This is a genomic window from Ancylobacter sp. GW821-FHT10E12 (genome assembly GCF_058809335.1).
On record NZ_JBXASN010000018.1, the window covers coordinates 41,317 to 65,609 of the forward strand.

General features: G+C 70.2%; 21 protein-coding genes. 6 read left to right on the top strand and 15 right to left on the bottom strand.

The window, feature by feature from the left end:
* Positions 1 to 134: 134 nt before the first annotated feature.
* The 4 genes from AC1RU4_RS21370 to AC1RU4_RS21385 all read left to right on the top strand — a co-directional run bounded on the left by AC1RU4_RS21370 (position 135) and on the right by AC1RU4_RS21385 (position 4,963).
* On the top strand, positions 135 to 1,355 hold the full coding sequence (locus tag AC1RU4_RS21370) for a CE1 family esterase (protein ID WP_492893161.1): 1,221 nt from the start codon (positions 135 to 137) through the stop codon (positions 1,353 to 1,355).
* Positions 1,356 to 1,597: 242 nt separating this feature from the next.
* Positions 1,598 to 3,583, top strand: a complete 1,986-nt coding sequence (locus AC1RU4_RS21375; protein ID WP_492893162.1) for a M23 family metallopeptidase — start codon at positions 1,598 to 1,600, stop codon at positions 3,581 to 3,583.
* 19 nt (positions 3,584 to 3,602) lie between these two features.
* The gene (locus AC1RU4_RS21380; RefSeq protein WP_492893163.1) at positions 3,603 to 4,280 is read left to right on the top strand and encodes an alpha/beta hydrolase; all 678 of its coding nucleotides are present in this window, start codon (positions 3,603 to 3,605) and stop codon (positions 4,278 to 4,280) included.
* A gap of 125 nt (positions 4,281 to 4,405) precedes the next feature.
* Positions 4,406 to 4,963: an HNH endonuclease gene (locus tag AC1RU4_RS21385; RefSeq protein ID WP_492893164.1), complete on the top strand. Its 558-nt coding sequence runs from the start codon at positions 4,406 to 4,408 to the stop codon at positions 4,961 to 4,963.
* 44 nt (positions 4,964 to 5,007) lie between these two features.
* On the opposite strand, the gene AC1RU4_RS21390 is transcribed toward AC1RU4_RS21385, so the two are convergent.
* Together AC1RU4_RS21390 and AC1RU4_RS21395 are read right to left on the bottom strand one after the other, a co-directional pair.
* Positions 5,008 to 5,526 (bottom strand): disulfide bond formation protein B, encoded by a 519-nt coding sequence (locus AC1RU4_RS21390; RefSeq protein ID WP_492893165.1) that lies wholly within the window; start codon positions 5,524 to 5,526, stop codon positions 5,008 to 5,010.
* 61 nt (positions 5,527 to 5,587) lie between these two features.
* Positions 5,588 to 6,433, bottom strand: coding sequence for an alpha/beta hydrolase (locus AC1RU4_RS21395; RefSeq protein ID WP_492893166.1), 846 nt, complete (start codon positions 6,431 to 6,433; stop codon positions 5,588 to 5,590).
* A 349-nt stretch (positions 6,434 to 6,782) separates the two neighbouring features.
* Between AC1RU4_RS21395 and AC1RU4_RS21400 the strand changes: the two genes are divergently transcribed.
* Together AC1RU4_RS21400 and AC1RU4_RS21405 are read left to right on the top strand one after the other, a co-directional pair.
* Positions 6,783 to 7,775, top strand: a complete 993-nt coding sequence (locus tag AC1RU4_RS21400) for a FecCD family ABC transporter permease (protein ID WP_492893241.1) — start codon at positions 6,783 to 6,785, stop codon at positions 7,773 to 7,775.
* Positions 7,772 to 8,557 (top strand): ABC transporter ATP-binding protein, encoded by a 786-nt coding sequence (locus AC1RU4_RS21405; RefSeq protein ID WP_492893167.1) that lies wholly within the window; start codon positions 7,772 to 7,774, stop codon positions 8,555 to 8,557. The genes AC1RU4_RS21400 and AC1RU4_RS21405 overlap by 4 nt, the downstream gene beginning before the upstream one ends.
* Positions 8,558 to 8,562: 5 nt before the next feature.
* Here the strand turns inward: AC1RU4_RS21405 and AC1RU4_RS21410 are convergent, their stop codons facing one another.
* The 13 genes from AC1RU4_RS21410 to AC1RU4_RS21470 all read right to left on the bottom strand — a co-directional run bounded on the left by AC1RU4_RS21410 (position 8,563) and on the right by AC1RU4_RS21470 (position 24,291).
* Positions 8,563 to 9,339, bottom strand: coding sequence for a 2,3-dihydro-2,3-dihydroxybenzoate dehydrogenase (locus tag AC1RU4_RS21410; RefSeq protein ID WP_492893168.1), 777 nt, complete (start codon positions 9,337 to 9,339; stop codon positions 8,563 to 8,565).
* On the bottom strand, positions 9,279 to 13,235 hold the full coding sequence (locus AC1RU4_RS21415; RefSeq protein ID WP_492893169.1) for an amino acid adenylation domain-containing protein: 3,957 nt from the start codon (positions 13,233 to 13,235) through the stop codon (positions 9,279 to 9,281). Before AC1RU4_RS21415 ends, AC1RU4_RS21410 begins: the two co-directional genes overlap by 61 nt.
* Before the next feature lie 5 nt (positions 13,236 to 13,240).
* Positions 13,241 to 13,522, bottom strand: a complete 282-nt coding sequence (locus AC1RU4_RS21420; RefSeq protein WP_492893170.1) for a phosphopantetheine-binding protein — start codon at positions 13,520 to 13,522, stop codon at positions 13,241 to 13,243.
* A complete protein-coding gene (locus AC1RU4_RS21425; protein ID WP_492893171.1) occupies positions 13,519 to 14,166 on the bottom strand; it encodes an isochorismatase family protein in 648 nt (215 codons plus the stop codon). Before AC1RU4_RS21425 ends, AC1RU4_RS21420 begins: the two co-directional genes overlap by 4 nt.
* Positions 14,167 to 14,169: 3 nt before the next feature.
* Positions 14,170 to 15,795: a (2,3-dihydroxybenzoyl)adenylate synthase gene (locus AC1RU4_RS21430; protein ID WP_492893172.1), complete on the bottom strand. Its 1,626-nt coding sequence runs from the start codon at positions 15,793 to 15,795 to the stop codon at positions 14,170 to 14,172.
* A complete protein-coding gene (locus tag AC1RU4_RS21435; RefSeq protein ID WP_492893173.1) occupies positions 15,792 to 17,018 on the bottom strand; it encodes an isochorismate synthase in 1,227 nt (408 codons plus the stop codon). The genes AC1RU4_RS21430 and AC1RU4_RS21435 overlap by 4 nt, the downstream gene beginning before the upstream one ends.
* Before the next feature lie 10 nt (positions 17,019 to 17,028).
* Positions 17,029 to 18,189 carry a YncE family protein gene (locus AC1RU4_RS21440; protein ID WP_492893174.1) on the bottom strand — a complete coding sequence of 387 codons (1,161 nt, stop codon included), beginning with the start codon at positions 18,187 to 18,189 and terminating at the stop codon, positions 17,029 to 17,031.
* Between the two features lie 47 nt (positions 18,190 to 18,236).
* A complete protein-coding gene (locus AC1RU4_RS21445; protein WP_492893175.1) occupies positions 18,237 to 19,376 on the bottom strand; it encodes an ABC transporter substrate-binding protein in 1,140 nt (379 codons plus the stop codon).
* Between the two features lie 160 nt (positions 19,377 to 19,536).
* Positions 19,537 to 21,093 carry an alkaline phosphatase family protein gene (locus tag AC1RU4_RS21450; protein ID WP_492893176.1) on the bottom strand — a complete coding sequence of 519 codons (1,557 nt, stop codon included), beginning with the start codon at positions 21,091 to 21,093 and terminating at the stop codon, positions 19,537 to 19,539.
* Positions 21,094 to 21,203: 110 nt separating this feature from the next.
* Positions 21,204 to 21,794: a DUF1989 domain-containing protein gene (locus AC1RU4_RS21455; RefSeq protein WP_492893177.1), complete on the bottom strand. Its 591-nt coding sequence runs from the start codon at positions 21,792 to 21,794 to the stop codon at positions 21,204 to 21,206.
* A gap of 12 nt (positions 21,795 to 21,806) precedes the next feature.
* A complete protein-coding gene (locus AC1RU4_RS21460) occupies positions 21,807 to 22,766 on the bottom strand; it encodes an arginase family protein (protein WP_492893178.1) in 960 nt (319 codons plus the stop codon).
* A gap of 14 nt (positions 22,767 to 22,780) precedes the next feature.
* Positions 22,781 to 23,572 (bottom strand): amino acid ABC transporter ATP-binding protein, encoded by a 792-nt coding sequence (locus AC1RU4_RS21465; RefSeq protein ID WP_492893179.1) that lies wholly within the window; start codon positions 23,570 to 23,572, stop codon positions 22,781 to 22,783.
* On the bottom strand, positions 23,569 to 24,291 hold the full coding sequence (locus AC1RU4_RS21470; protein ID WP_492893180.1) for an amino acid ABC transporter permease: 723 nt from the start codon (positions 24,289 to 24,291) through the stop codon (positions 23,569 to 23,571). Before AC1RU4_RS21470 ends, AC1RU4_RS21465 begins: the two co-directional genes overlap by 4 nt.
* Positions 24,292 to 24,293 lie beyond the last annotated feature (2 nt).

A 24,293-nucleotide genomic window follows, 5' to 3' on the forward strand; every position in this document is an offset into this window, starting at 1 on the left:
GGCGAATCTTGTCAGGAGGCAATAGCGATGGTCACGGTCGATTAACCATCTTCGCCATCTAATTGACGGAATGGCGTTGTCAAACGCCGCTATGTAACTGCGTGACGAGGCCCGCTATGCGGCGTGCACGACCTATGCGGCTGACACGGGACCGGATTGCGCGAATCGGCTGGCTGGTCTGCGCGGTGATGGCGCTGATCCTCGGGCCGGCGGTCGTCGGGCCGTTCGCCCGCGCCGAGGCGCAGACCCGCTCCATCGCCTTCCAGGGCGCGACGCGCGACTACATCCTGCACGTCCCCAGAAACGCCCCGCCCGGCCCGCTGCCGCTGGTCATCGCCCTGCACGGCGCCCTGCAGCCGGCGAGCGTCATGCAGCGCTATCTCGACCTCGACGCCGTCGCCGACCGCGAGGGGTTCGTCGTCGCCTATCCCAAGGGCATCAACCTGATCTGGAATGACGGGCGCGCCTCGGTCGCCGGCTTCATCCCGATCCTGCACGCGCGCGACGATGCCGGCTTCGTGCTGGCGGTGCGCGACGAGCTGGTCGCCGAGGGCCTCGCCGATCCCGGCCGCTCCTATCTCATGGGCTTCTCGAATGGCGGCTTCCTCACCGCCTTCGTCGCCTGCCGCTATGCCGACCGCTTCGCCGCCTTCGCCACCATGATGATGACGGTGCCGGTCGGCTATGCCGAATCCTGCAAGCCCTCGCGCCCGGTGCCGATCCTGATGATGAACGGCACCTATGACCCGATCGTGCCGATGTTCGGCCGCCCGACCCCCGGCGCCCGGCTGATGTCGGCGAACGAGGGCGTCGAACTGTTCGCCCGCATCGACCAGTGCGGCGCGCCGGAGGCGGCCGAGGCCCCCAATACCCGCATCCTGCGCTGGGAGCAGTGCGCCGGCGGCGCCGCGGTCGCCTATTACGAGATCGCCGGCGGCCACCAGCCGCCCGCCCAGTCGACCGGCGCCGGCGACGCGCTCGCCGCGCTGCTGCTCGGCCCACGCCGCAGCGGCATCGACGCGCCGCAGGAGATCTGGTCGTTCTTCAAGCGCTTCGGCACCCCGACCCTGCCCGGCGTTGCACCGGCGGGGATCATGGCCGCCGCCCCGGCCAAGCCCGCCGCGGAAAACCCCGCCCAGGCGATGCCCGCGCCGCAGGCCTCCGCCTCCCGCACCCTGTCCGGCCCGCTGCCGCTGCGGCCGGCGGGCGCGGCGCAGGCGGGCCCGGCACAGGCGGGCGCGGTACTGGCGGGTCCCGCGCCGGCAGGTCTGTCGCAGGTCGGCACCACGGCGCTCGCCAGCGTGCCGCTGCCGATGGCCTCGCCGCTGCGCCGCAAATCCGCCAGCGCCGAGTAGCGCCCGACGCCGTTCGAGCGCCCCTGCCTTGGTTTCGCCGCGAGGCGGCGATTTACATCCCTCTGCGTGTCGAAGCAGCGGGTTGCGCGCCCGCGCCGGGTTGACGTTGCGGCTGCGGGACGGCATCGTCCGGCGCGCCGCGGCCCTCAGGCCGTTCGCCGACGCCCGAGCCAACGGGCGCAAGGGTTTATAGGCGGCGAGGCTCCTTGCGTGGGCGCCGCGAGACATGAGGACAGGGTCTGTTGGAGAGTCGGCTCGGACCAAACGGCCTGCGACGCTGGCGCGGCGCGGCGTTCGATCTCGGCGACGAGCCTCCGCTGGGCGTCGACGGCGATACCGAGGAACCGATCAACCGCCGCCGCATCTCCATCCGCTGGCTGATGGCGACGCTGCTCACCGGCATCTGCGGCGCCGCGCTGATGGGCGGGGCCGTCTATGCGGCGCTCGACAACGAATACCGCTTCGCCCAGTCGCCCGAGACCGTGCGCTCGGCCCTGCGCGGCGCGCTTGCCGCCGGCGAGCGGCCCTCCAACGTCGCCCGCAAGGGCGACCGCATGTCGATCATCAACGAAAGCTTCAACGCCCGGCAGACGCTGCGCCTGTCGACCACCTCCAAGGTCGGCGACCGCGAGGTCATCCGCGTGCGGGCGGTGACCCGCGTCAACACCAATCTCGCCCAGTCGGTCACCTCCGCCTCGGCCGACGTGCCGCGCTTCAACCCGGCCAAGCTGATCGCCGACACGTCCGACGCCGATGACGACGCCGCCCCGCAGGCCGAGCCGACCGGCGAGCTGACCCTGGTGGTGCGCGACATCGCCAGCCTGCCGCCGAGCACCAAGTTCGCGGCCGAGCTGCCGATGGAAGACGTGCTGATGAAGGTGCGCGAGACCGCCGAGTTCAGCATGCCGCTCACCGACGCCACCATGCCGGCGGCGCTGGCGAGCTTCGGCGGCGGCGCGCTCGGCTATGCGCCCGCCAATGCGGCGGCCGACCCCACCGCCGCCTCCGGCGCACCGGACAATATGAGCGCCTTCGGCAAGTCGGCCGGCGACGCCTCCGGCGGCAACGACTGGAGCGAGCGCGCCGTCGTCGCCAAGAAGGGCGACAGCATCGCCTCCATCCTGATGGATCTCGGCGTTGCGGAGGTCTCCGCCAAGGCGGCGGCCGCCGCCTTCGCCACGCCGGAGCTGCGCGGCCCGCTCGCCCCCGGCCTCCGGCTGAAAGTGCTGCTCGACCCCTCGGGCGGCGCCACGGTGCCGCTGCGCGTCGGGGTGTTCAGCGACGACGGCCACGAGGGCACCATCGCCCTGTCCGACATGGGCACCTTCCTGCCGGTGCAGGAGCCCAACGACGTGCAGGTCGCCGACCTGCCCTCCGACGACGGCGACGAGGATGGCGGCGGCCGCGGCGGCATCACGCTCTACGAGAGCATCTGGGAGACGGCGCTGCGCCACGACGTGCCGCGCCCGGTCATCGAGAACCTGGTCCGCATCTATTCCTTCGACGTCGACTTCCAGCGCCGGGTGCGCGCCGGCGACAGCTTCGAGGTGCTGTTCGACCCGGAGGAGAGCGGCAGCGCCAGCGGCGTGCTCTATGCCGGCCTCACCGTCGGCGGCGAGGAGCGGCGCTATTACCGCTACCAGACCCCGGACGACAATCTCGTCGACTTCTATGACGAGACCGGCAAGAGCGCGAAGAAGTTCCTGGTCCGCAAGCCGGTTTCCGGCGGCACCCTGCGCTCCGGCTTCGGCATGCGCCGCCACCCGATCCTCGGCTTCACCCGCATGCATTCCGGCGTCGACTGGGCCGACCGCGTCGGCACGCCGATCTATGCCGCCGGCAACGGCGTCATCCGCAAGGCGGCCTGGACCTCCGGCTATGGCCGCCGCACCGAGATCCAGCACGCCAACGGCTATGTGACCACCTATTCGCACCAGTCTGGCTTCGCCAAGGGCATCCGCGACGGCGTGCGGGTCCGCCAGGGCCAGCTCATCGGCTATCTCGGCTCCTCCGGCCTCTCGACCGGCCCGCACCTGCACTACGAGGTGCTGGTCAATAACCGCTTCGTCGACCCGATGCGCGTGCGCCTGCCGCGCGGCCGCGCCCTCGATGGCAAGATCCTCGCCGATTTCGAGACCGAGCGCACCCGCGTCGACACGCTGCTCAACCACAGCGCCAGCCCCAAGGTCGCCGGCAACGGCGGTGGCGGCGGCGACGACACCAACTGACCGGCCGGTGGATCGCCCCATGCTCGACGGCCCGCGCCTTTCCCCCCGCTCCGGCCTCCCGACCGACGCGCTGGTCGTGCTGCTGCACGGCTACGGCGCCGACGGGCGCGACCTGATCGACCTCGGCGAGCTCTGGGCCGACAAGCTTCCCGGCGCCGCCTTCGTCGCCCCGCACGCTCCCGAGCCCTGCGCGATGGCGCCGGTCGGCCGGCAATGGTTCGGCTATGTCGAGCGCACCGACCGCGAGCGCTGGATCGGGGTTCAGGCCGCCCAGGCCGCGCTCGACGGCTTCCTCGATGCCGAGCTCGCCCGCCACTCCCTGCCTCCCGGACGGCTGGCGCTGGTCGGCTTCAGCCAGGGCACCATGATGGCGCTGCATACCGGCCTCAAGCGCCCGGCGCCGCTCGCCGGCATCCTCGGCTATTCCGGCCTGCATGTGACGCCCGACGGCCGCGCTGCCGACCCCGTCGCGCCGCTGGTCGTCAGCCGCCCGCCGGTGCTGTTGATCCATGGCGACCGCGACGAGGTGATCCCGCCGCAGGCGCTCCCCCGCTCGCTGGCCAGCCTGGAAGCGGCCGGCGTGCCGGTGCGCGGGCATATGAGCCGCGGCCTCGGCCACGGCATCGACACCGAGGGACTGGTGCTCGGCAGCGGCTTCCTCGCGGAATGCCTCGCCCCGGCGGCGCCCGTCCGCTGAGGCGGAAATCGTGATGCCGCCGCCGCATCGCGATGCTTCACAAGACTGACACGCTACATATAGAGTATCGGCGTGCGTCTCACGGCGCCGATAGTCGTGGGACGCTCCGGTAAAGGAGCAAGTGCTTGTCGGCGACTTTGTCTCCAGGCTCGTGGCCCGCTCTGGTGCTCAATGCGGATTACCGCCCGTTGAGCTATTACCCCCTCTCGGTCTGGTCGTGGCAGGACGCCATCAAGGCGGTGTTTCTCGATCGGGTGAACATCGTCGAATATTACGAGCGGCAGGTTTCCAGCGCGCAGTTCCAGATGCGGCTGCCGAGCGTGGTGTCGCTCAAGACCTTCATCCGCCCGGCGCGCCAGCCGGCCTTCACCCGCTTCAACGTGTTCCTGCGCGACCGCTTCACCTGCCAATATTGCGATTCGCGCGACGACCTCACCTTCGACCACGTGATTCCCCGTTCCCGCGGCGGCCAGACGACGTGGGAGAACGTGGTGGCCGCCTGCTCGCCCTGCAATCTGCGCAAGGGCGGCATGATGCCGGCCGAGGCGCGCATGCTGCCGCGGCAGAAGCCGTTCCAGCCGAACGTCTTCGACCTGCACCAGAACGGCCGGCATTTCCCGCCGAACTACCTGCACGAGAGCTGGGTCGACTATCTCTACTGGGATACCGAACTCGATCCTTGAGAAGCCGGGACGGCTCCCTGGAAAGCCCTCAGCCCTGCAAGCCCTCACCCCCGCCGGCGCAGCCCGGAGAGGGCCACCAGCGTCAGCAGTGCGGCGATCAGCGTGTTCCAGCCGGCAAGCGACAGGCCGAGAAAGCGCCACGCCGCCTCGTCGCAGCGCACCACATGCGCCTGTTGCAGATCCTGCAGCAGATTGGCGGAGGTCGCCGGCGCGCCGCCGGAGCAGGCGGTCGGCCCCGCCCACCAGCGCCACTCGACGCCGGTATGGTAGAGCGCCAGCCCGAAGGCGCCCAGCATGAGCAGCGCCAGCAGCGCCACGCCCCCGCGCGCCAGCCGCGGATGGCCGATTCGCGCCGTCATCGCCACGACGAGGCCGAGCGGCACCGCCGCATAATAGGGCAGCCGCTGTTCGAGGCAGAGCGGGCACGGCGCCAGCCCGACCACCAGCTGGAAGAACCAGGCACCGGCGAGGGTCGCCGCCGCGCCGGCCGCGACGATCAGCGCCGCGCACGCCGCCGGGCTGCGCAAGGTTTCGGGCGAAGGGGTCGGGAAGGACGATGCCATGGTGGAGCTTCCGCAAACGGTCGGGCGCACAGCCATAGACCCTGGCCGGGCGGCCTCCAATTCACATATCGGGGTAGGCGCCGGCGAGCCGCAGCGCCCGCGTCAGCGCCGGCGCGACCACGGAAGCATGGTCCTCGCCCGCCAGCAGTTCGAAGCGCACGTCGCCGCCGGCGCCGAGCGCCGCCCGTGCCCGTTCGGCAAAGGCCCGCGCCCGCCCGGCCATCGCCCGGCCGGCACGGCGGGCGGCGATCTCGGCCGACCCCGGCCGGCCAACCTGCCAGGGCGCGAGCGCCTGCTCCCATTCGCCGACGATCAGGCGCAGGCGCGGCGCCCCGGCGAGATGCGACAGGCCGTCGACGAGCCGCGCCTCGTCCCACCAGATCGAGGGACTGATGGCGACATAGGCGGAGAAACAGTCGCTGTCGCGGCCGAACACGTCGAGCACGAAGCCGCCGGCCAGCGAATGGCCGACCAGCGTCTGGCGTTGCCGATCGATCGGCACCCGCGCGGCCACCGCCGGTTTCAGCTCCGTCTTGAGGAAGGCGAGGAAGGCATCGCGCCCGCCGGTCGAAGGAGGGTCGGTCGGGCTTGGGGCGGCCGCCTCCACGCTCGGCCCGGCGGTGTAGTCAAGGGTCCGCCGGTCGCGGTCATAGAGTCCGCCGGCGGGGGTGCCGATGCCGACCAGAACCGCCGGGCCGATGCCGGTGCCGGCCGGCCGTTCGGCGCCCCGCCTTTGCGCCTCCACCAGGGTCGCGAAGCCGGCATTGGCGTCGAGCAGATAGACCGCCGCGAACCCCTGCGGCGGCGGCGCCGCAGGGGGAATGGCGAGGAAAATGCGGTAGGGCGCCCCGCCGGCGCGAGGCGCGAGATCGAACCATGCGGTGCCGTCAATGACGATAGGTTCCATCCGTCCTGCGCCTCCGCTGTATCCGCTCGCATCTAAACCAGAGCCGCAGCAATGCAAGCGAGGCGGAACAGACTGAAACGATTCTAAATTATTGAGCAGGATCAAAAACTTGACCGACGCGGGCGTCTCGGGCAAGAACCCGGTTCGCCGCTCAGCAAGTCCGGCCGCCCGCAGGGCGCGCCCGCAGGGGACGGAAGTGACCGAACCGTCGCCGCCAGCATCTTCAACGCCGGGCCTGTTGCCGAAGCCGGGCGTGTCGCCGGAGCGGAGGTTGTCGTCGGAGCGGGGCAATTCGCCGGAACCGGCCGTGTCCCCCCTCGCCGCCTATGCAAGCCGCCAGCGCCGGCGGATGGCGCTGCTGGCGGTGCTGCTGGCGGTCATGGCCGCCGGCATGCTCGTCGACATCGCCACCGGCCCCTCCGGCCTGCCGCTCGGCCAGGTGTTGCGCACCCTCCTCGATCCGGCCGGCGCCGATGCCGGCATCCGCGTCATCGTCTGGGAGGTGCGGCTGCCGGCGGCGCTGATGGCGGTGCTGGTCGGCGCGGCGCTGGCGCTCGCCGGCGCGGAGATGCAGACCATCCTCAACAATCCGCTGGCGAGCCCGTTCACCCTCGGCGTCTCCTCGGCCGCCTCGTTCGGCGCCGCGCTTTCCATCGTGCTCGGCCTCGCCGTGCCCGGCCTGCCGGGAGGTTGGAACCTGCCGGTCTTCGCCTTCGCCTTCGCCTTCGGCTCGGTGCTGCTGCTGCAGGCGCTGGCGCGGCTGCGCGGCACCGGGGTCGAGACGCTGGTGCTGTTCGGCATCGCCATGGTGTTTACCTTCAATGCGCTGGTGGCGCTGGTGCAGTTCGTCGCCAGCCAGGAGGCGCTGCAGCAGCTGGTCTTCTGGTCGATGGGCAGCCTCGCCCGCGCCACCTGGGGCAAGCTCGGGGTGCTGGCCACCGTCCTCGCCGTCGTCGTGCCCTTCGCGCTGCGCGATTCCTGGCGGATGACGGCGCTGCGCCTCGGCGAGGACCGCGCCCGCAGCTTCGGCATCGCGCTCGGGCGGCTGCGCTTCGCCTCGCTGCTGCGGGTCAGCCTGCTCGCCGGCACCTGCGTCGCCTTTGTCGGCACCATCGGCTTCATCGGGCTGGTCGCCCCGCACATCGCCCGGCTGCTGGTCGGCGAGGACCACCGCTTCTACCTGCCGGCCAGCGCCCTCACCGGCGCCGGGCTGATGTCGCTGTCCTCGGTGGCGAGCAAGCTCATCGTACCCGGCGCCCTCATCCCGGTCGGCATCGTCACCGCCCTCATCGGGGTACCGTTCTTCATGGTACTGATCCTCTCGCGGCGGGAGCGGCTGTGACGCACGACGCGCGCCTCGACATTGCCGGCCTCTCGGTCGGCTACGGGTCCCGCCGGATCATCGACGGGCTGGACCTCAGCGCGATTTCGGGCTCATCGGTCACCGCACTGGTCGGACCGAACGCCGCCGGCAAGACCACGTTGCTGCGCGCGATCGCCGGGCTGGTTCCGGCGCGCGGCTCGATCCGCCTCGACGGAAGCGAGCTCATGGGCCTCGATCCCGCCGCCTATGCGAGCCGGGTCGCCTATATGCCGCAATCGCTGCCGCCGCGCGTCTCGCTGTCCGTCTTCGAGGCGACCTTGAGCGCGCTCCGGTCGGGCCTTTCCCGCCAAGATATTGCGACGGAAAAGAAATCCCTCGATATCCTGCGCCGTCTCGGCATCGCCGACCTCGCCATGCGCGGGCTCGACGAACTGTCCGGCGGCCAGCGCCAGCTCGCCAGCCTCGCCCAGTGCCTGGTGCGCGAGCCGAAAGTACTGCTCCTCGACGAGCCGACCAGCGCCCTCGACATCCACCACCAGCTGACGGTGATGAAGCTGGTGCGCGAGGTGGCGCGGGAACGCGGCATGATCGTCGTGGTCGTGCTCCACGACATCCCCCTGGCGGCACGGTGGTGCCAACGAATTATCGTTCTTTCACAAGGACATCCCGCAGCGGACGGCACGCCGGAGGCGGCGATCACCCCGGACATGCTGGCGCGGGTCTATAGCGTCGAGGCCCGCGTCGAGCGCTGCTCGCGCGGCTTCGTGCAGGTGATGGTCGACCGCGCGCTCGGCGAATAAGCCTTCTACGCCCGCAGGGTAGCGCCGCCGTCGACATAGAGGTCGGCCATTGTGATGTGCCCGGCGCGGTCGGAGAGCAGGAACACCACCGCCTCCGCCACGTCCTCCGGGGTTGCCAGCTTGCCGAGCGGAATGCCCGCCTTGAAGGCGGCCGGCGAGCCCTCGATCACCCGCGCCGCACCCTGTTCGTCCGCCCACATCCCGGTCTGCATCGGCGTGAGCGTCGAGCCTGGTGCCACGATGTTGCAGCGTATGCCGTGCGGGGCGAGCTCCAGCCCGAGGCAGCGGGTGAACATCGCCGCGGCCGCCTTGGACGCCGCGTAGGCGGCCATGGCGTGGCGCGGAACCCCGGCGGCGTTGGAGGCGACGGTGACCAGCGCGCCACGTCCGCGCGGCTGCATGCGCCGGCCGAGCGCCCGCCCGACCCGGAACACCCCCTTGGCGTTGATGTCGAACACCCGGTCCCACTCGGCATCGTCGGTTTCCAGCACCGTCTGGTGCGACAGCACCCCGGCGACGCTGGCCCCGCAATCGATCGGCCCTTCCTCCGCCTCGATGCGGGCGACCACGTTCTCCACCGCTTCGGTGGATCGCACGTCGAGCACTTCGGTCCGCACGCGGGCGCCGAATTCGGCGGCGATGGGCGCCAGCATGTCGGCATCGCGATCGGTGGCGACGACGCGCGCGCCCTCCTCCGCCAGCAGCCGGACCACGGCCTGGCCTATGCCTCCGCCCGCTCCGGTGACGAAGGCGATGCGTCCACGCAGTCCGGTCTCGCGCATGGGGTTTCCTCTGTTCGCTCACATGCGGCCATCGCCTCGCACAGCACCGGCGCGATGGCGGCGACCGCCTCGCGGCCAGTGAGGTGCGCGTGCAGGCTGGCAATCTCGGTGACGTCGATGCGGCCGGCATAGGGTGCCCATGCCGACGGGTGGAGATCGCGCCCCACATGATCCAGCGCGGCGCGGAAGAAGGTGAGCGGCCCCTCATAGCGCGCGTGGAAATGCCCGCGCACCAGCCGGTTGTTGGCGGAGACCACCCGGACCACGCCGTCGAGGGCGGCTTCCGGCAGGGTGCCCAGCGGGCTGTCGCTCGCCCGCAGGAAGGCGACGACCGAGGCACGATCCAGGGCGAGGCCGGGCAGGCGGTCGGGATCGTGGCCGGCGATGGCGAGCAGCGCCTTCAGCGCCGCCTCGGGCGACGGCTCCGGCTCGGCGCGCCAGCAATCGCTCGGATAGGCATCGAGCAACGCCACCATGCCGACCGATGCGCCCTGACGGCGCAGTTCCACCGCCACTGCCTGGGCGATGATGCCGCCGACCGACCAGCCGAGGAGGTGATACGGTCCGTTTGGCGCGAGGGTGCGGATGCGTCGCGCATAATCCGCCGCCAGCGCATCGAGGCTCGACGGCAGGAGCGCGTGGGGCGACAGCGCCGGCGCCTGAAGGCCATGGACGGCACGGCGCGGCGTCAGCGCCCGTGCAAGCCCGCCATAGCACCAGGCGAGCCCGCCGGCAGGATGGATCGCAAACAGTGGCGGCAATTCCGGTTCGCCCTCCGCCAGCCGGATGACCGGCTCCAGCCCGAAGGCGGCCGAGGCGGCGTCCTCGTCAAGCGCCGCCGCCAGCCCGGCGACGGTGGGGGCGGCGAACAGCGCGCCGAGGCCGGGATCGCGGCCGGAATCCTGCCGCAGCCGCAGCAGCAGCGCCACCGCCTGCAGCGAATCCCCGCCCAGCGCGAAGAAATCGTCCTCCGCCGACAGTTCCGCTTCGACCCCCAGCACCTCCCGGAACAGCGCGGCGATCAACCGCTCGCTCGGCGTGCCGGGCGCTCGCCCCTGCCCGCCGCCGACGTCCGGCTCCGGCAAGGCAGCACGGTCGAGCTTGCCGTTCGAGGTGACCGGCAGCGCCTCGAGCGGCACGATGGCGGACGGCACCATATAGTCCGGCAGCCGTGTCGCCAGCCGGTCGCGCAGCGCCGCCACATCGGTGGCGCCCACGACGTAGGCGGCGATCCGCTGGGCTCCGACAGCGTCGCGGCGGGCGAGCACGGCGCATTGGCGGGCAAGGCCGCTTTGCATGATCGCCGCCTCGATCTCGCCGAGCTCGACGCGCAGGCCGCGGATCTTGACCTGATGGTCGGAGCGACCGAGGAACACCACCGCCCCGTCCGGCCGATGGAAGGCGAGGTCGCCGGAGCGATACATGCGCTCGCCCGGCACGAAGGGATCGGCCAGGAAGCGCTCGGCGGTAAGATCCGGCCGACCGAGATAGCCGCGTGCCAGCTGCATGCCGGCGAGAAAGAGATGGCCGGGGACGCCGGGCGGCTGCGGGCGCATCGCCTCGTCGAGCACGTAGAGCCTTGTGTTCCACACCGGAAAGCCGATCGGCACCGGCCGGGAGCGGTCGTCCGGGCCGGCCGGCCAGAAGCTCACATCTACCGCCGCCTCGGTCGGACCGTAGAGATTGTGCAGCTCGGCCGTGAGCATGCGGTGGAAGCGGTCGCGCAGATCGGCCGGCAATTCCTCGCCCGAGCAGAAGACGCGGCGCAGGCTGAGGCCGCGCACGGCCGGCTCGGCGAGGAAGGCGGCAAGCATGGAGGGCACGAAATGCGCGGTCGTGACGGCCTCGGCACGAAACAGGGCGGCCAGCGCCACCGGATCGCGATGCGCCTCGGGCGAGGCCACCACCAGCACCGCACCGGCAATCAGCGGCAGGAAGAACTCCCATACCGAGACGTCGAAACCCGCCGGCGTCTTCTGCACGATGCGCTCGTCCGGCCCGATGGCGTAGTGGACGCGCATCCATTCCAGCCGGTTGACGATGGCGCGGTGCTCGATGACCACTCCCTTGGGCTCGCCGGTCGAGCCCGAGGTGTAGATGACATAGGCGGCATCTTCGGGCGCCGGCCCGCTCGGCGCAGCCCCCACGGGTTCCGCCGGCCAGTCCGGCGGCGCCAGCACCGGTACATGCGGCGCCAACCGGCCGGCATCCGCCGCCAGGACAAGGGCGAGACAGGGCTTGGCGGAGGCGAGGACGCGGGCCAGCCGCTCGTCGGGATGGGCGAGGTCGAGCGGCAGATAGGCCGCGCCCGCCCGCAGCACCGCCACCAGCGCGACGATCAGCTCCAGCGAACGCGGCAGCGCCACCGCGACGATGGCATCGGGGCCCGCCCCGCCCGCGACCAGCCGCGACGCGAGCGCCGCGCTCCGGCGGTCGAGTTCGCCATAGGAAAGCTCCATCCCCTCGAACCGCACCGCCGACGCCTGCGGGCGTGCGCGCATCTGCGCCTCGATCAGCGCGGCAAGGGTGACGTCCGGCACCGGATGCGCGGTGGCGTTCATCACCACGATATGGCGATGCGCTTCCGCCGCGGTGGCGGTGGGCACCTCGTCGAGCCGCTCGGCCGTCAGCGCGGCGGCGATGAAGGCGTCGAGCCGGCGGGCATGGGCCAGGGTCTCGTCGGCGGCATAAAGGTCGGGATTGGCGTCGACTTCCAGCCGCAGGCCGTCGGCGCCATGAACGCGAAAGGTGAAGGTGATGTCGTCGACCGGTCCGGCGCTCAGCACCTCCAGCCGCGACTCCAGCCCGTCGAAGCCTGGCGCCTCGTCGAAGGGCAGCACATTGACCAGCGGACCGTACAGCCGCCGCTGGCGGCCGATCAGCTTGAGGTCACGCCGCAATTGTTCGCTGCGATAGCGTCCGTGGCGGCGCGCGCGCACCAGGGAACGCGCGACCGTGGCAAGGAAATCGGCGAGCGGCTCGCCGGGGCGAGGCGCCACCCGCAGCGGCAGCACGTTCATCAGCATGGCCGGCACCCGCGCCGCGCGGCTGCCGAGCCGGCCCATATGCGGTACGCCGAGCACCACTTCCGGCGTGCCGGCATGACGCTGGCAATAAGCCGCGCACAGGGCGGTGAGGATGTCCGGCCAGGGAATGGCAACGCGCTGCGCCAGCCTGCGCAGGTTCGCGACGGTGCCGGCGCCGAGCTCCGTCGCCCGCCGGTGGAAGCTGAAGGCGCTCACCGGCGCCCCGGCCGCGAGACTGGCAATCTCGGGCTGATCGGCGAACGCCTCCCGCCAATGGGCGGCGTCGGCGATACGCTTATCCGATGCACGATAGGCGGCGTCCTCGGCCAGCACCGCATCGAGCCCCGGCAGCATGAGCCCCGGCGCATCCGCGCGCCGCCGGGCGTTATAGATGTCGGCTACCCGCTGGGTCAGCAGGATCATGCCGTAGCCGTCGATGGCGAGGTGGTGGATGCGCTGCTGCCAGACATGATGCGCCGGGCCGAGCCGGAACAGCCGCTCGGCGGCAAGCGGGGCGGCCACGGGATCGATGGCGGTTGCCATGTCGCGGGCGATGTCGGCCTGCGCGGCCGCAAGCGGATCGGCCGCGCCCGACACGTCGATCACCTGCAGCCGCGGACGACGGGCGGGATCGAGGCACTGCCGGGGACCGCCGACAGCGTCGATCATGCGCAACGAGAGCGCCTGCGCCTCCCCCACTGCCTGAGCCACGGCCGCGCCGAAGCCATCGAAATCGAGGTCGCCCTTCAGTTCGATATATTGGCCGGTATTGAACAGCGGGTTGGCCGGGTCGAGCCGCTGCGCATACCACAAGCCACTCTGCGCCTCGGTCAGCGGCCAAAAGTCGGGAGCAGCGGACGGGTCGGTCATGGCGATCAGCCGCGCCGCGCCTGCTGGCGCGCGACGATGCCCCACCAGCCGGCAAGCGTCGGATCCTCGGCAAATTCGGAGAATTCGAGGTCGAGCCCGCCCTCGCTCCATTGCAGCACGAGATTCATCGCCCGCATCGAATCGAGGCCGAGATCGATCAGGCTGTCAGCCTCGCCGATCTCGGACGGGTCCTCGTGCAGCATGACAGCAATGTCGCGGCGCATCCGCTCCAGGGTCAGCGTCTCGCGCGGCTCGGCGAGCCGGCGGATATCGGCGGGCTCGATCATCGGAGCGCCTCCATGAGATCGGCGGTGGCGGTGACGACGCCGCAGGTGGCGGCGACATAGGCGAGAGCGCCGTCGTGCTTCTCGCGCGAGAAATCGGCGAGCGCATCGGCGACGAAGAACGGCTCGATATCGCGCATGAACGCATCGGCAACGGTGAGCTGGCAGCCGATATGGGCGTAGATGCCGCTCACGATCAGCTGGTCGCGCCCGCGTGCACGCATCAGGGTCTCCAGATTGGAGCGCTGGAAGGCGCTGTAGCGATGCTTCACCAGCACCAGGTCGCCCGGCTTCGGCGTCAGCTCGGGTATGATCGACTGGTGATCGGGTGACCAGCTCATGCCCGGCCCCCACAGGTCGGCCTGCAGGCCGCGGTCGCGCCGGTCCTGGTCGCCCTCCTGCGCGGTGTAGAACACCGGAACCCCGGCGGCGCGGGCGGCGGCGGCCAGCGCGGCGATATTGGCGATGGCGGGAGCGATCGGCGCCCCGCCGGGCGCGAAGGCGCCGACGAAATAGCCCTGCATGTCGTGGACCAGCAGCGCCGCCCGCTCGCGCGCGAGCCGCCAGGGTGCGCGCGAGGCCGGCAATTCGGCCGGCGCGGGCAACGGATAGGGGGCGATGCGCGGCAATCCCGCCTTCTGTACCATGGATCAGTCTCCCGGCTGGGCGGCAAGGAACTGCCGGCGCAGCGACGCACGCAGTTCCTTGCGGCTGACCTTGCCCACCGCCGTGGTCTCGAAGGCCGGCACGAAGACGATCTGGTCCGGCACCTTGAAGTCGGCAAGGCCGCGCGTGCGCATGAACGCCTTCAGCGCCGCCGCCTTCGGCTGTTCGCCCTGCGCGATCACGAAGGCACAGCTGCGCTCGCCGAGAAACGCGTCCGGCAGCGAGACCACCGCGGCATCGAACACGTTCGGATGGCCGAGCAGATGGTCCTCGATCTCCTCGGCGGAGATCTTCTCGCCGGCGCGGTTGATGTGGTCGCTCGCCCGTCCCTGGACGACGAGACAGCCATCCGGCGTGCGTCGGACCATGTCGCCGGTGCGGTAGAAGCCGTCGGCGGTGAAGGAGCGGGCATTGGCACCCTCATTATTGTGATAGGCGCGGATCGTGTAGGGGCCGCGGGTCAGCAGGTGGCCGACCTCGCTCTTCGTCACCGGCCGGCCCGCGTCGTCCAGGATCAGCACCTCGTCGTCCGGGCTGATCGGCCGGCCCTGCGTGCCGACGATGACCTCCTCCGGGTCGTCGAGGCGGGTGTAGTTGACGAGGCCCTCGGCCATGCCGAACACCTGCTGCAGCGTGCAGCCGAGCGTCGGGCGCACCCGCCGCGCCGCCTCCGGCATGAACTTGGCGCCGCCGACCTGCAGCACCTGAAGGCTCGACAGGTCATGCCGGCTCGCGGGCGCGGCCTGCATCCATAACAGCGCCAGCGGCGGCACCAGGCCGGTGATCGTCACCTTCTCGCGCTCGATCAGCGGGAAGGCCGCCTCCGGGCTCGGCGAAGGCGCCATCACCACGCACCCGCCGGCATGGAGCACGCCGAACGCGCCGGGCGAGCTCATCGGGAAATTATGCGCCACCGGCAGGGCGGCGAGATAGACGCTCTCCGGGGAGAGGCCGCAGATCTCGGCGCTGGCCCGGAAGCTGTAGATATAGTCGTCATGGGTGCGCGGGATGAGCTTGGACAGGCCGGTGCTGCCGCCGGAAATCTGCAGGAAGGCAACCTGCGAGGGATCGGGGTCGCCCGGCAGCGCGGCCGGATCGCCGGCGAGCGTCTCGAACGGCGTGAACCGGCCGGCCTCGCCGACCACGATCACCCGCTCGATCGCCGGCACCTCCCGGCATACGTCTTCGGCGAGGCCGCGATAGTCGAACCCTTCGTGCCGTTCGGCGATGACATAGGCCCGCGCTTCCGCGGTGCGGGCGAAATGCACGATCTCGACCGCCCGATGCGCCGACAGCGCGTAGACCGGGATGAGCCCGGCACGGAACAGGCCGAACACCACCGACAGGAATTCGGGAATGTTCGGCAGTTGCACCACCACCCGGTCGCCGGGCCGCAGCCCCAGCGCCAGCAAGCCGGCCGCCGCCCGCTCGGCCCGGTCGGCGAGTTCGGCATAGCTCCAGCGCTGCGCGCCGCCGACCACCGCGATCCGGTCGGCGTGGCGTATGGCAAGATCGCGCAGCATGCCGGGAAAGGTCTCGCCGCGCCAATAGCCGGCCTGCCGGTAACGCGCAGCGAAGGCGGACGGGAAGGGCTGGATCAGCGGAATCATGCGAGTGCCTCCTCGAAGGCGATCGCCTCGTCGAGGCCGAGGGCGCGCAGCATCGCGGCGAATTTCGCCGCCGTCTCCTCGCCCTCCGCGGCCGGATCGGAGCCCGGCACGATGCCGGCACCAGCATGCAGCCGCGCCGCGCAGCCGGCGATCTCGGCACAGCGCAGGGCGACGTACCAGGCACCGTCGCCCTGCGCGTCGCACCAGCCGACGGCGCCGGCATAGAAGCCCCGATCATGGCCTTCGAGCTCGGCGATGACCTGCGCGGCAGCCGCCCGCGGCGTGCCGCAGACGGCCGGCGTCGGATGCAGCAGCGCGGCGAGCTCGATGCTGGACGGCGAGGAATGGCGCAGCCGCCCGACGATCCGCGTGCCGAGATGCCACATGCTGGCGGTGGAGACGAGGCGCGTCCCCTCCGGCGTGCCGAGATCCCGGCAGAACGGCGCCAGCTCGTCGAGGATGGCGGTGACGACTTCGCCATGTTCGCGCCGGTCCTTGTCCGAGGCCACCAATTGCTCGGCGGCGGCGCGGTCGGCGATCGCATCGGCCGAACGCCGGGCCGATCCGGCAAGCGGAGCGGAGACGACCTCGTCGCCCTTTCGCGACACCAGCAGTTCCGGCGTGGCGCCGACCAGCAGGCGCGGAGCCCCGGTTTCCGTCGGCAGCGGCACGCAAAAGGCCGTGGCCGCGGGGTCCTCGGCAAGCCGGCCAAGCAATGCGCCGGCATCTATCGGCCGGTCGCCGCCCAGCCGCAGCGCGCGGGCGAGCACCACCTTGCGCAGTTCCGGCTGCCGCTGCATCCGTGCCAGCGCCTCGGCGACCGCCATGCGATAGGCGGCGAGCGGCGGTTCGGCCGTCACCTGCCACCGCGGCCCCTCGCCGGCGCGCACCAGTGCCGGCGCGCCGAATGCCGGCAGGGCGGAAGCGCGTCCGTCGCGACGCGACCAATGCTGCGGCCGCAGGAGATGGGCCGGGCGCGTGCGATCATAAGGCAGGGCGCCGACCAGCGCCGGCGCGCCGCCTTCGCCTGGGCGCAGGGCGTCGGCCAGCCGCTGGCCGAGCGTGGTGTCGCCAGCCGCCGGAACAGGTCGGCAGCCCCGCGCCACCACGGTTTCCCTCGACCCGACGAGGACGAAGGGTGACGTCTCGGCGGGGGATGCCGCGGATACGGCCTCCCCGCAGCCGGCCATCTCGGTCGTCTTCATCATCAGCGCTTTGGTCACGGCACAGGTGTCACGGCTTGATCAGCGCGACGGTGTCGCCGAACGGATCGATCATCGGCGCCGACCGTCCGCCGGGCGCGGGACCGGCCGGCGGCGCGGCAGCCGCCGTCTCGCCACCCGCGGGCGCGGCGCCGGCGGCGGGCTGGGGCGGACGCGGCGGGCGCGGACCCATCTTCGACTTGTTGGTGACATAGGCGTTGCCGGTCGCCGGATCGATCGCGACGGTATTCGGCATGGAGCCGGTCACCACATTGGCCAACACGTCCAGCGTCTTGGTGTCGATCAGCGTGACATAGCCGGCGCGGCGGTTGGCGACATAGGCCAGGCTGCGCGCCGGATCGACGGCGACGCCCAGGGCGCTCTCGCCGGTGGGGATCTTCTTGACCAGGCGACCGTCGCCGGCATCGAGGATCACGACCTCGCCGGACCCCTGATGCGCGACGAACAGCTGGTTGCCGTTCGGGTCATAGGCGAGGTTGATCGCGTTGTCGCCGCCCGACGGAAAAGTCTTCAGCACCTTCCCGGCGACCGGATCGATCACCAGCACCTCGTTGCGGTCCATGACCGACGCGAACAGCCGGCCGTTCTTGCCATCCACCGCGATGCCGGTAACGGAGCCGGGCAGGCCGTCGATGCTGCCGGCCAGCGTGTTCGTCGCGCCGTCGATCACCCAGATCGAGCTCGGCACCTCGCCGCGGCCCATGACGCTGACATAGACGCGGTTATTCACCTCGTCGGCGACCGCCTCGCGCACATGCGCCTTGTCGCCCTTCTTCAGATTGGCGACCACCTTGCCGGTGGAGAGGTCGACCACCGCGACCGAGCCGATGCGGGTCTGGGTGGCATAGAGCATCTTGGTCTTGTTGTTGATGCCGAGGCCGAAGGCGGCTTCCGAGCCGAAATCGATGGTCTCCCGGGTCTCCAGCGTCGCCGGATCGAGCGCCAGCACCTTGGCCTCGGTGGAGCCGCGCGTGCCCGCGGACGCCACGTAGAGCCGGTTCATCGGGCCGCTGAACACCAGTTCGTAGACGCCGGGACCCGGCTTCACCATGCGCAGGAATTCCGGCTCCGCCTGCGCGCAGACCGGGGCCAGCAGCAGCGTTGCGCCCAGCAGCAGCGTCCGCAGCGAGGGGACGGCGAAGGGCCTTTCAATCCGGGCGGCGAGGCGCATGGGAAGTCTCCGTTTCATGGCATGCAGGCTTTTGGAATGCGGGCGGCTCAGTCGAGCGCGATCCAGTTCGGCCCGGCGACGGGCACGGCGAGGAAGCGGCGGTTGATCTCGGCGAGGGTGGCGTCGGGATCGAGATCGGCGAACAGCTCGGGATGCGCCCAGCGCGCTATGACCTCGAGCGTCAGCACGTCGAGCGGCGAGTTGAGCATCTGGTGGGCGAGGCCGTAGACGCGGCGGTCGCGCACCGCGCTCATGCCCTCGAAGCCGGGCCGGCGGACGAGCCCGGCCAGCGTTTCCCGCGCCCGTTCCACACTGTATTCCGGTCCGATCAGCAGGCCGGCCGTGCCTTCCATGTGGCTGCCGCCGGTCGCGACATAGATCTGCGGATCCTGGGCGATGGCATATTCGAGATTAAGCTTGCCGAAGGCACCGGAAATCACCGGCGCGCCGATATTGATCGCGCCCACCGCCTCGATCGTCTCGCCGATATTGCCGCGCCCCGGCGAATTGCAGCAATCGGCGGTCATCGCCGCATGCGCCTCGAAGAACAGCCGCGGCTTCTGCGTCGCCGCGAGGCCGGCCACGCGGGTGCGCACCGCCTCGAAATGCGCGCGGCGGAAGGCGATGAAATCCTCGGCCTGCGCCGTGCTCCCTGTCGCCAGGCCGAGCAGGCGCAGGCTCGCCTCCATATTGTCCAGCGGCCGGACGAAGAAATCGACGATGGCGACCGGAATGCCGGCCGCCTCCAGCCGCGACCGCTCCTCATCCGAGGGCTGCGCGCCGAGCGAGAATACCGCGAGGTCCGGCCGGGCGGCGATGATCCGCTCCACCGAGATCGCCGCATTGGCGGAGGAGGTCTGCGGCAAGTCGTTGAGAGCAGGGAATTTTTTCCGATAGTCGTCATAGGCCGACCGCCCGATGCGGTTGATGTCGCGCGGCCAGCCGGCGAGCAGCGACACCGGATCGGGGTGGATCGAGGCCAGTGCCAGCAGGAAGCGGCCATCGCCGATGACGATGCGGCTCGCCGGCTTCGCCAGCCCGATTTCGCGCCCGGTGACGTCCTTCAGTGAGACCTGCGCCGCCGCGGGCCGAGGGATGGCGATCCCGCCAACCAAGGTCAGCGCGAGCGCGCCGAGAACATCACGGCGGCAGGGCAAGATACGATACGGCGTCGTCGAGACGGGCATGGATCAGCTTCACCGGCAGAGCGAAAACAGTGTTGCCTATCCGTTGGCTGAGCCATCCATGTCAACTAAACAATTAGTAATGCTAAGTTTTTAATTGTTCTATTTAAGAGATAGTCTTGGATTTCGGTCCGATATCATCTTTTAATCATTCCAATATGATCTATGCCTGCACATGGAATTTCCCGTCCCGCGCAAGATGTCCGGTAAGCGTCTCCTCCTCGTGGCGCTGGCGGAAGGCGAGCAGCCGCTCCGCGCCTTCCAGCCGCAGCACCGCCGCCGACGGGTCGCCGGCGCGATTTTCCAGCTCGCCGGGATCGACGCCAAGGTCGAAAACGACGGGCGAAAAGCCCGCAAAATGAATATATTTCAATGACTTGGTTCGCACGACCTGCAGGTTGCAGAGGCGGGTCGGCAGGCCGAGCGCCTGCTCCATCTGCCCGGTGACAATGTCGCCGAAATGGAAGCTCCAATGCACCTCGTCGCGCCAATCGGGCGGGGTCTCGCCCGCGCAGAGCCGCAACAGGCTGCTCCCGTCGCAATTGCGCGGCACCGGCAGGCCGGCACCATCGAGAAGCGTCGGCATGAGGTCGATCGACTCGGTGAACAGGTCGACGCTTTTGCCACGCCCGCCATCGGCGCTCGGACGAGGATCGTGGATTATCAAGGGGATATGGGCGGACTGGTCGTAATAGCCGGTCTTCCCCAGCATCCAATGGTCGCCGAGCTGCTCGCCGTGATCGGCGGTGAAGACGATGATTGTGTCGTTCCAGAGCCCCTGTTCCTGCAGCGCCCGGAAGATGCGGCCGAGATGGTGATCCACCTCATGGGCGAGGCCGGCATAGATGGCGCGCATGCGCCGGACGAGGTTTTCGTCGGCCGAGGCCGCCTGTCCAGTCAGACCGATGAGGTGTGCAGTGAGCCCGATCCTGGCGATCAGAGCGGCGATCAGCGGGCTCTGGCCCGCCTCGACCGAGGGGTCGGCGCCGCGCACCGGCGGCGGCATGTCGGCGGGGTCGATCAGCCGGTGATAGGGGTCGGCCGCACCGAAGGGAGGGTGCGGGGCGATGTAGGAGAGATGGGCGCAGAAGGGCGCCTTGCCGACCACGCCGAGCCAGTCGAGGAAGCGGTCGGTGAGGAAGGCGGTTTCCGAATGCTCGGCGGCAAACACCGCCGGCTCGCCGAAGCGGCGCTGGGCGAAGATCGCCTCGCGGCCGGCATCGGGGTCGTCCACCCGGTAGCCGTTCGCCTTCAGATGCGCGAGCCAGGGGGTGGCGCGCTCGGTGAGCACCGTGCCGGCGACGATGCCGGGGGCGAGATTCTCATAGGTGCCGTTGTCGGGGTCGAGCGGCGGCTTGCCGCGCGGGTCGAGCGTGGTGTCGGTATAGCCGAACAGGGTCGGCAGGTAGCCGGCCCGGCGCAATTCCCTGAACAGCGTCGGATGCCGGGCATCGAGCGGCATGCCGTTGGCGACCGAGCGGTGCTTGTGGGCATAGAGGCCGGTATAGAGCGAGGCCCGCGACGGCCCGCAGGGATAGACTTGGCAGTAATGGCTGGCGAAGGAGGTGCCCGCCCTGGCCAGCGCGTCGAGATGGGGGGTGAAGCTGCCGAAGGGCCGGCCGGCGCCCATCAGGTCGCCACGCCACTGGTCGGCGGTGATGAGGAGAATATTCGGACGGCGGGCGGAGGGCGCCGCGCCCTCGGGATCGCAATGGGTCATCGAAAGGCGTCTCGACAGGCTCACGGATGCTGGCGGCAGCGCAAGGAGCGCCCCGCCGCCAGCATAGGAGAGATTCGCGACGCCCGCCCGAAAACCGGAGCCGAAGGCGCTCAGCCGGTCACGGCGTAATGCGCGTCCACCGGCTTGCCGCCATTGATCGGGGTGATGTCCTGCGGGCAGGCGGAGAACACCACGATGCAGTCGCGCGCCGCGCGCAGCGCCACCTTGTCGCCGGCCCTGGACGGCGGGGCGCCCTGCACCAGCCTGAAATCCCCCTCGATGGGGATGTTCATGAACAGGTTGAGCGGTTGCGGGATGTGGTGGAAGTCGACCCCCAGCTCCGCCAGCGCCTCCACCATGTTGTCGGCGCAGTTGCGGTGGTACTCCTTGCAGCCGAGATGCTCGTAGCGCCAGCGGTCGCAGGCGGCCATGATGGTGTCGTGGATGCCCGAGGACGTGTCGGCCTCCAGCACCAGGATCGGTTCGCGACGATTGGTGAACAGCGTGTGGCCGACCGCCGGCATCAGCCGGCCGTTCTCGACGCGGGTATGCTCCATCGACATGAAATGGCTGAGGTCCTCGGGGCAGAACGCCCAGGTGTCGACCACCTGCGTGCCATGGGTGTTGATCACCTCGATGACCTGGCCGGCCTTCAGATGCACGGCCTTGCCGTGACGGGCAGGGATGAGTTCGAGCGACATGTCTTCAATACCTCAGGCAACGCGGGCGCGACGCCGCGCGGCCCAGCGCGGCTGATCGCAGATATGGGCAAGGAACTCGATGACGGTGACGGCGCCGAGATAGGCGGTGACGCCGGTGCCGACATCGAGCGGCGGATTGACCTCGACGAAGTCGAAGGCGACGACCTCATAATTCTCGGCGATGGCCTTCAGGCTGTCGCGCAGCTCGGGATAGGTCATGCCGTTGGGCTCGGCGGAGACGCAGCCGGGCACCAGCGACATGTCGAGCGCGTCGACGTCGATGGAGACATAGACCTTCGCCTCCTTCGGCAACAGCGCGCCGATGCCGGCCGGGCCGAGGGCGCGGAACTCGCCCATCGGGATGATGCGGTTGCCGTCCGCCTCGACGTCTTCCATCATCGGGCGCGCCGAGCGCAGGCTGCGGATGCCGATCTGGGTGAGGCTGAGCTTGGTCGGCATGGCGTTGATATGCCGGAAGGCGTGGCCGTTGGTATGGCGCAGGCCGTCGTCGAAATCGGCATAGTCGCTATGGGCGTCGAAATGCAGCACATGCACCGGCTCCTCAAGCGCCCGGAAGATCGGATAGGTGATGGAATGGTCGCCGCCGAGCACCACCGGCATCGCCCCGGAAGCCAGGATCGCCTTCACGTCGGCGGTGATGTTGTCGAAGGTGCCCTCGACACGGGTCGGCTGCACGTCGACGTCGCCGCAATCGACGATACGGCCCTGGGTCAGCTCCTCGACGAGGTAGCTCTTCTTCGTCTCGGGATCGTAGATGCCGGTGGCGGCGAAGCGCAGCGAATGCTCGCGCAGCGCGCGGGGCGCCATGCGCGAGCCGGGAAGGAAGGGCGAGCCCTCGTCGAAGGGCACGCCGAGCACGGCGATGTCGGCATCGAGGGCCGAGAGGTCCTCGACGATGCGCGCGCGCAGGAAGCTCGGAATGCCGACATAGGGGCGGTTGACGCGGGACATGTGAGCAGGCTCCGTCAGGAATGAGGCGTGTCGCGATGCGACAGCACGAGGTCGAGGAAGCCCTTCAGGCGCGGATCGCGCGGCGCCTCGATGAGCTGGCGCGCCGGCCCCTCCTCGACGACGCGGCCACGATCCATGAAGGCGATGCGGTCCGCCACATTGGCGGCGAAGCCGATCTCATGCGTGACCACCAGCATGGTGGTGCCGGCCTCGGCGAGTTGGCGCAGCACGGCGAGCACCTCGCCGACCAGTTCGGGATCGAGCGCCGAGGTCGGCTCGTCGAACAGCATCAGGGCCGGGTCCATGGCGAGCGCGCGGGCGATGGCGACGCGCTGCTTCTGGCCGCCGGACAGCGCATGCGGGTAGCGCTCCGCCCGGTCGGCGAGGCCGAGGCGGGCGAGCAGGTCGCGGGCGCGGCGGGCGGCGTCCTCGCGCGGGCGCTTCAGCACCACCATCTGCGGGCGGACGATGTTCTCCAGCGCGGTGAGGTGCGGCCAGAGGTTCAGCTGCTGGAACACCAGCCCGATCCTGGGGCGGATGCGGTCGATCTCGCGGGCGCTCTGCCGGCGCACCACGGCGCCGACGCGCTCGCGGCCGAAGGGCTGGCCGGCGACCTCGATGAAGCCGTCGTCCGGCTGCTCAAGCCAGGTGAGGCAGCGCAGGAACGTGCTCTTGCCGCAGCCGGACGGGCCGATCAGCGCGACGATCTCGCCTTGCGCGATCTCCAGATAGACGGAATCCAGCGCGGTGGTGGCGCGGAAATTCTTGGTGAGGCCCTCGACCTTCAAGGCGGGTGTCGTGCTCATCGCGCGGGCCTCCGCTCAAGCGAGAGATAGCGGTCGGCGATGGGATTGCGGACCACGTTCTGGCGCTGGGCGAGGCCGACGCGCGTCTCCAGCCGGCGGGAGATTTCAGCGATCACCGCCGCGATCAGCCAGTAGATCAGCGTCACCGCCGCGAACACCTCGAAGGGGGCGAAGGTGTTCCCCTGCACGACGAGGCTCTGATAGGTGAGCTCCGGCACGGTGATGGAGGAGAGCACGGCGCTTTCCTTCATCATGGTCAGCGTCATGTTGGTCGAGGGCGGGATGACGGTGCGCAGGATCTGCGGCGCCACCACGTTCCACATCGCCTGCGCCGGCGACATGCCGATGGCGCGGGCGCTCTCGAACTGGCCGCGCGGCAAGGCGAGGATCGCCGCGCGCACGATCTCGGCATAATAGGCGCTGACGAACAGCGAGAGCGCCAGCGTGCCGGCGAACATCGCCGGCAGCCGGATGCCGGAGAACGGCAGCCCGTAATAGACCAGGAACAGGATGATGATGAACGGGATGTTGCGCAGCACCTCGACATAGGTGCCGGCGATCAGCTTCAGCGGCCGCGCCGGGGCGAGGGCGAGCAGGGCGACCGCGATGCCGAGCACATAGCCCAGCACCAGCGCCATGAAGGTGACGCGCACGGTGAGCCAGGCGCCGAGCAGCAGGATGTCCCAGTAATCGAGCAGCATCCACGGATCGAAGCGCATGG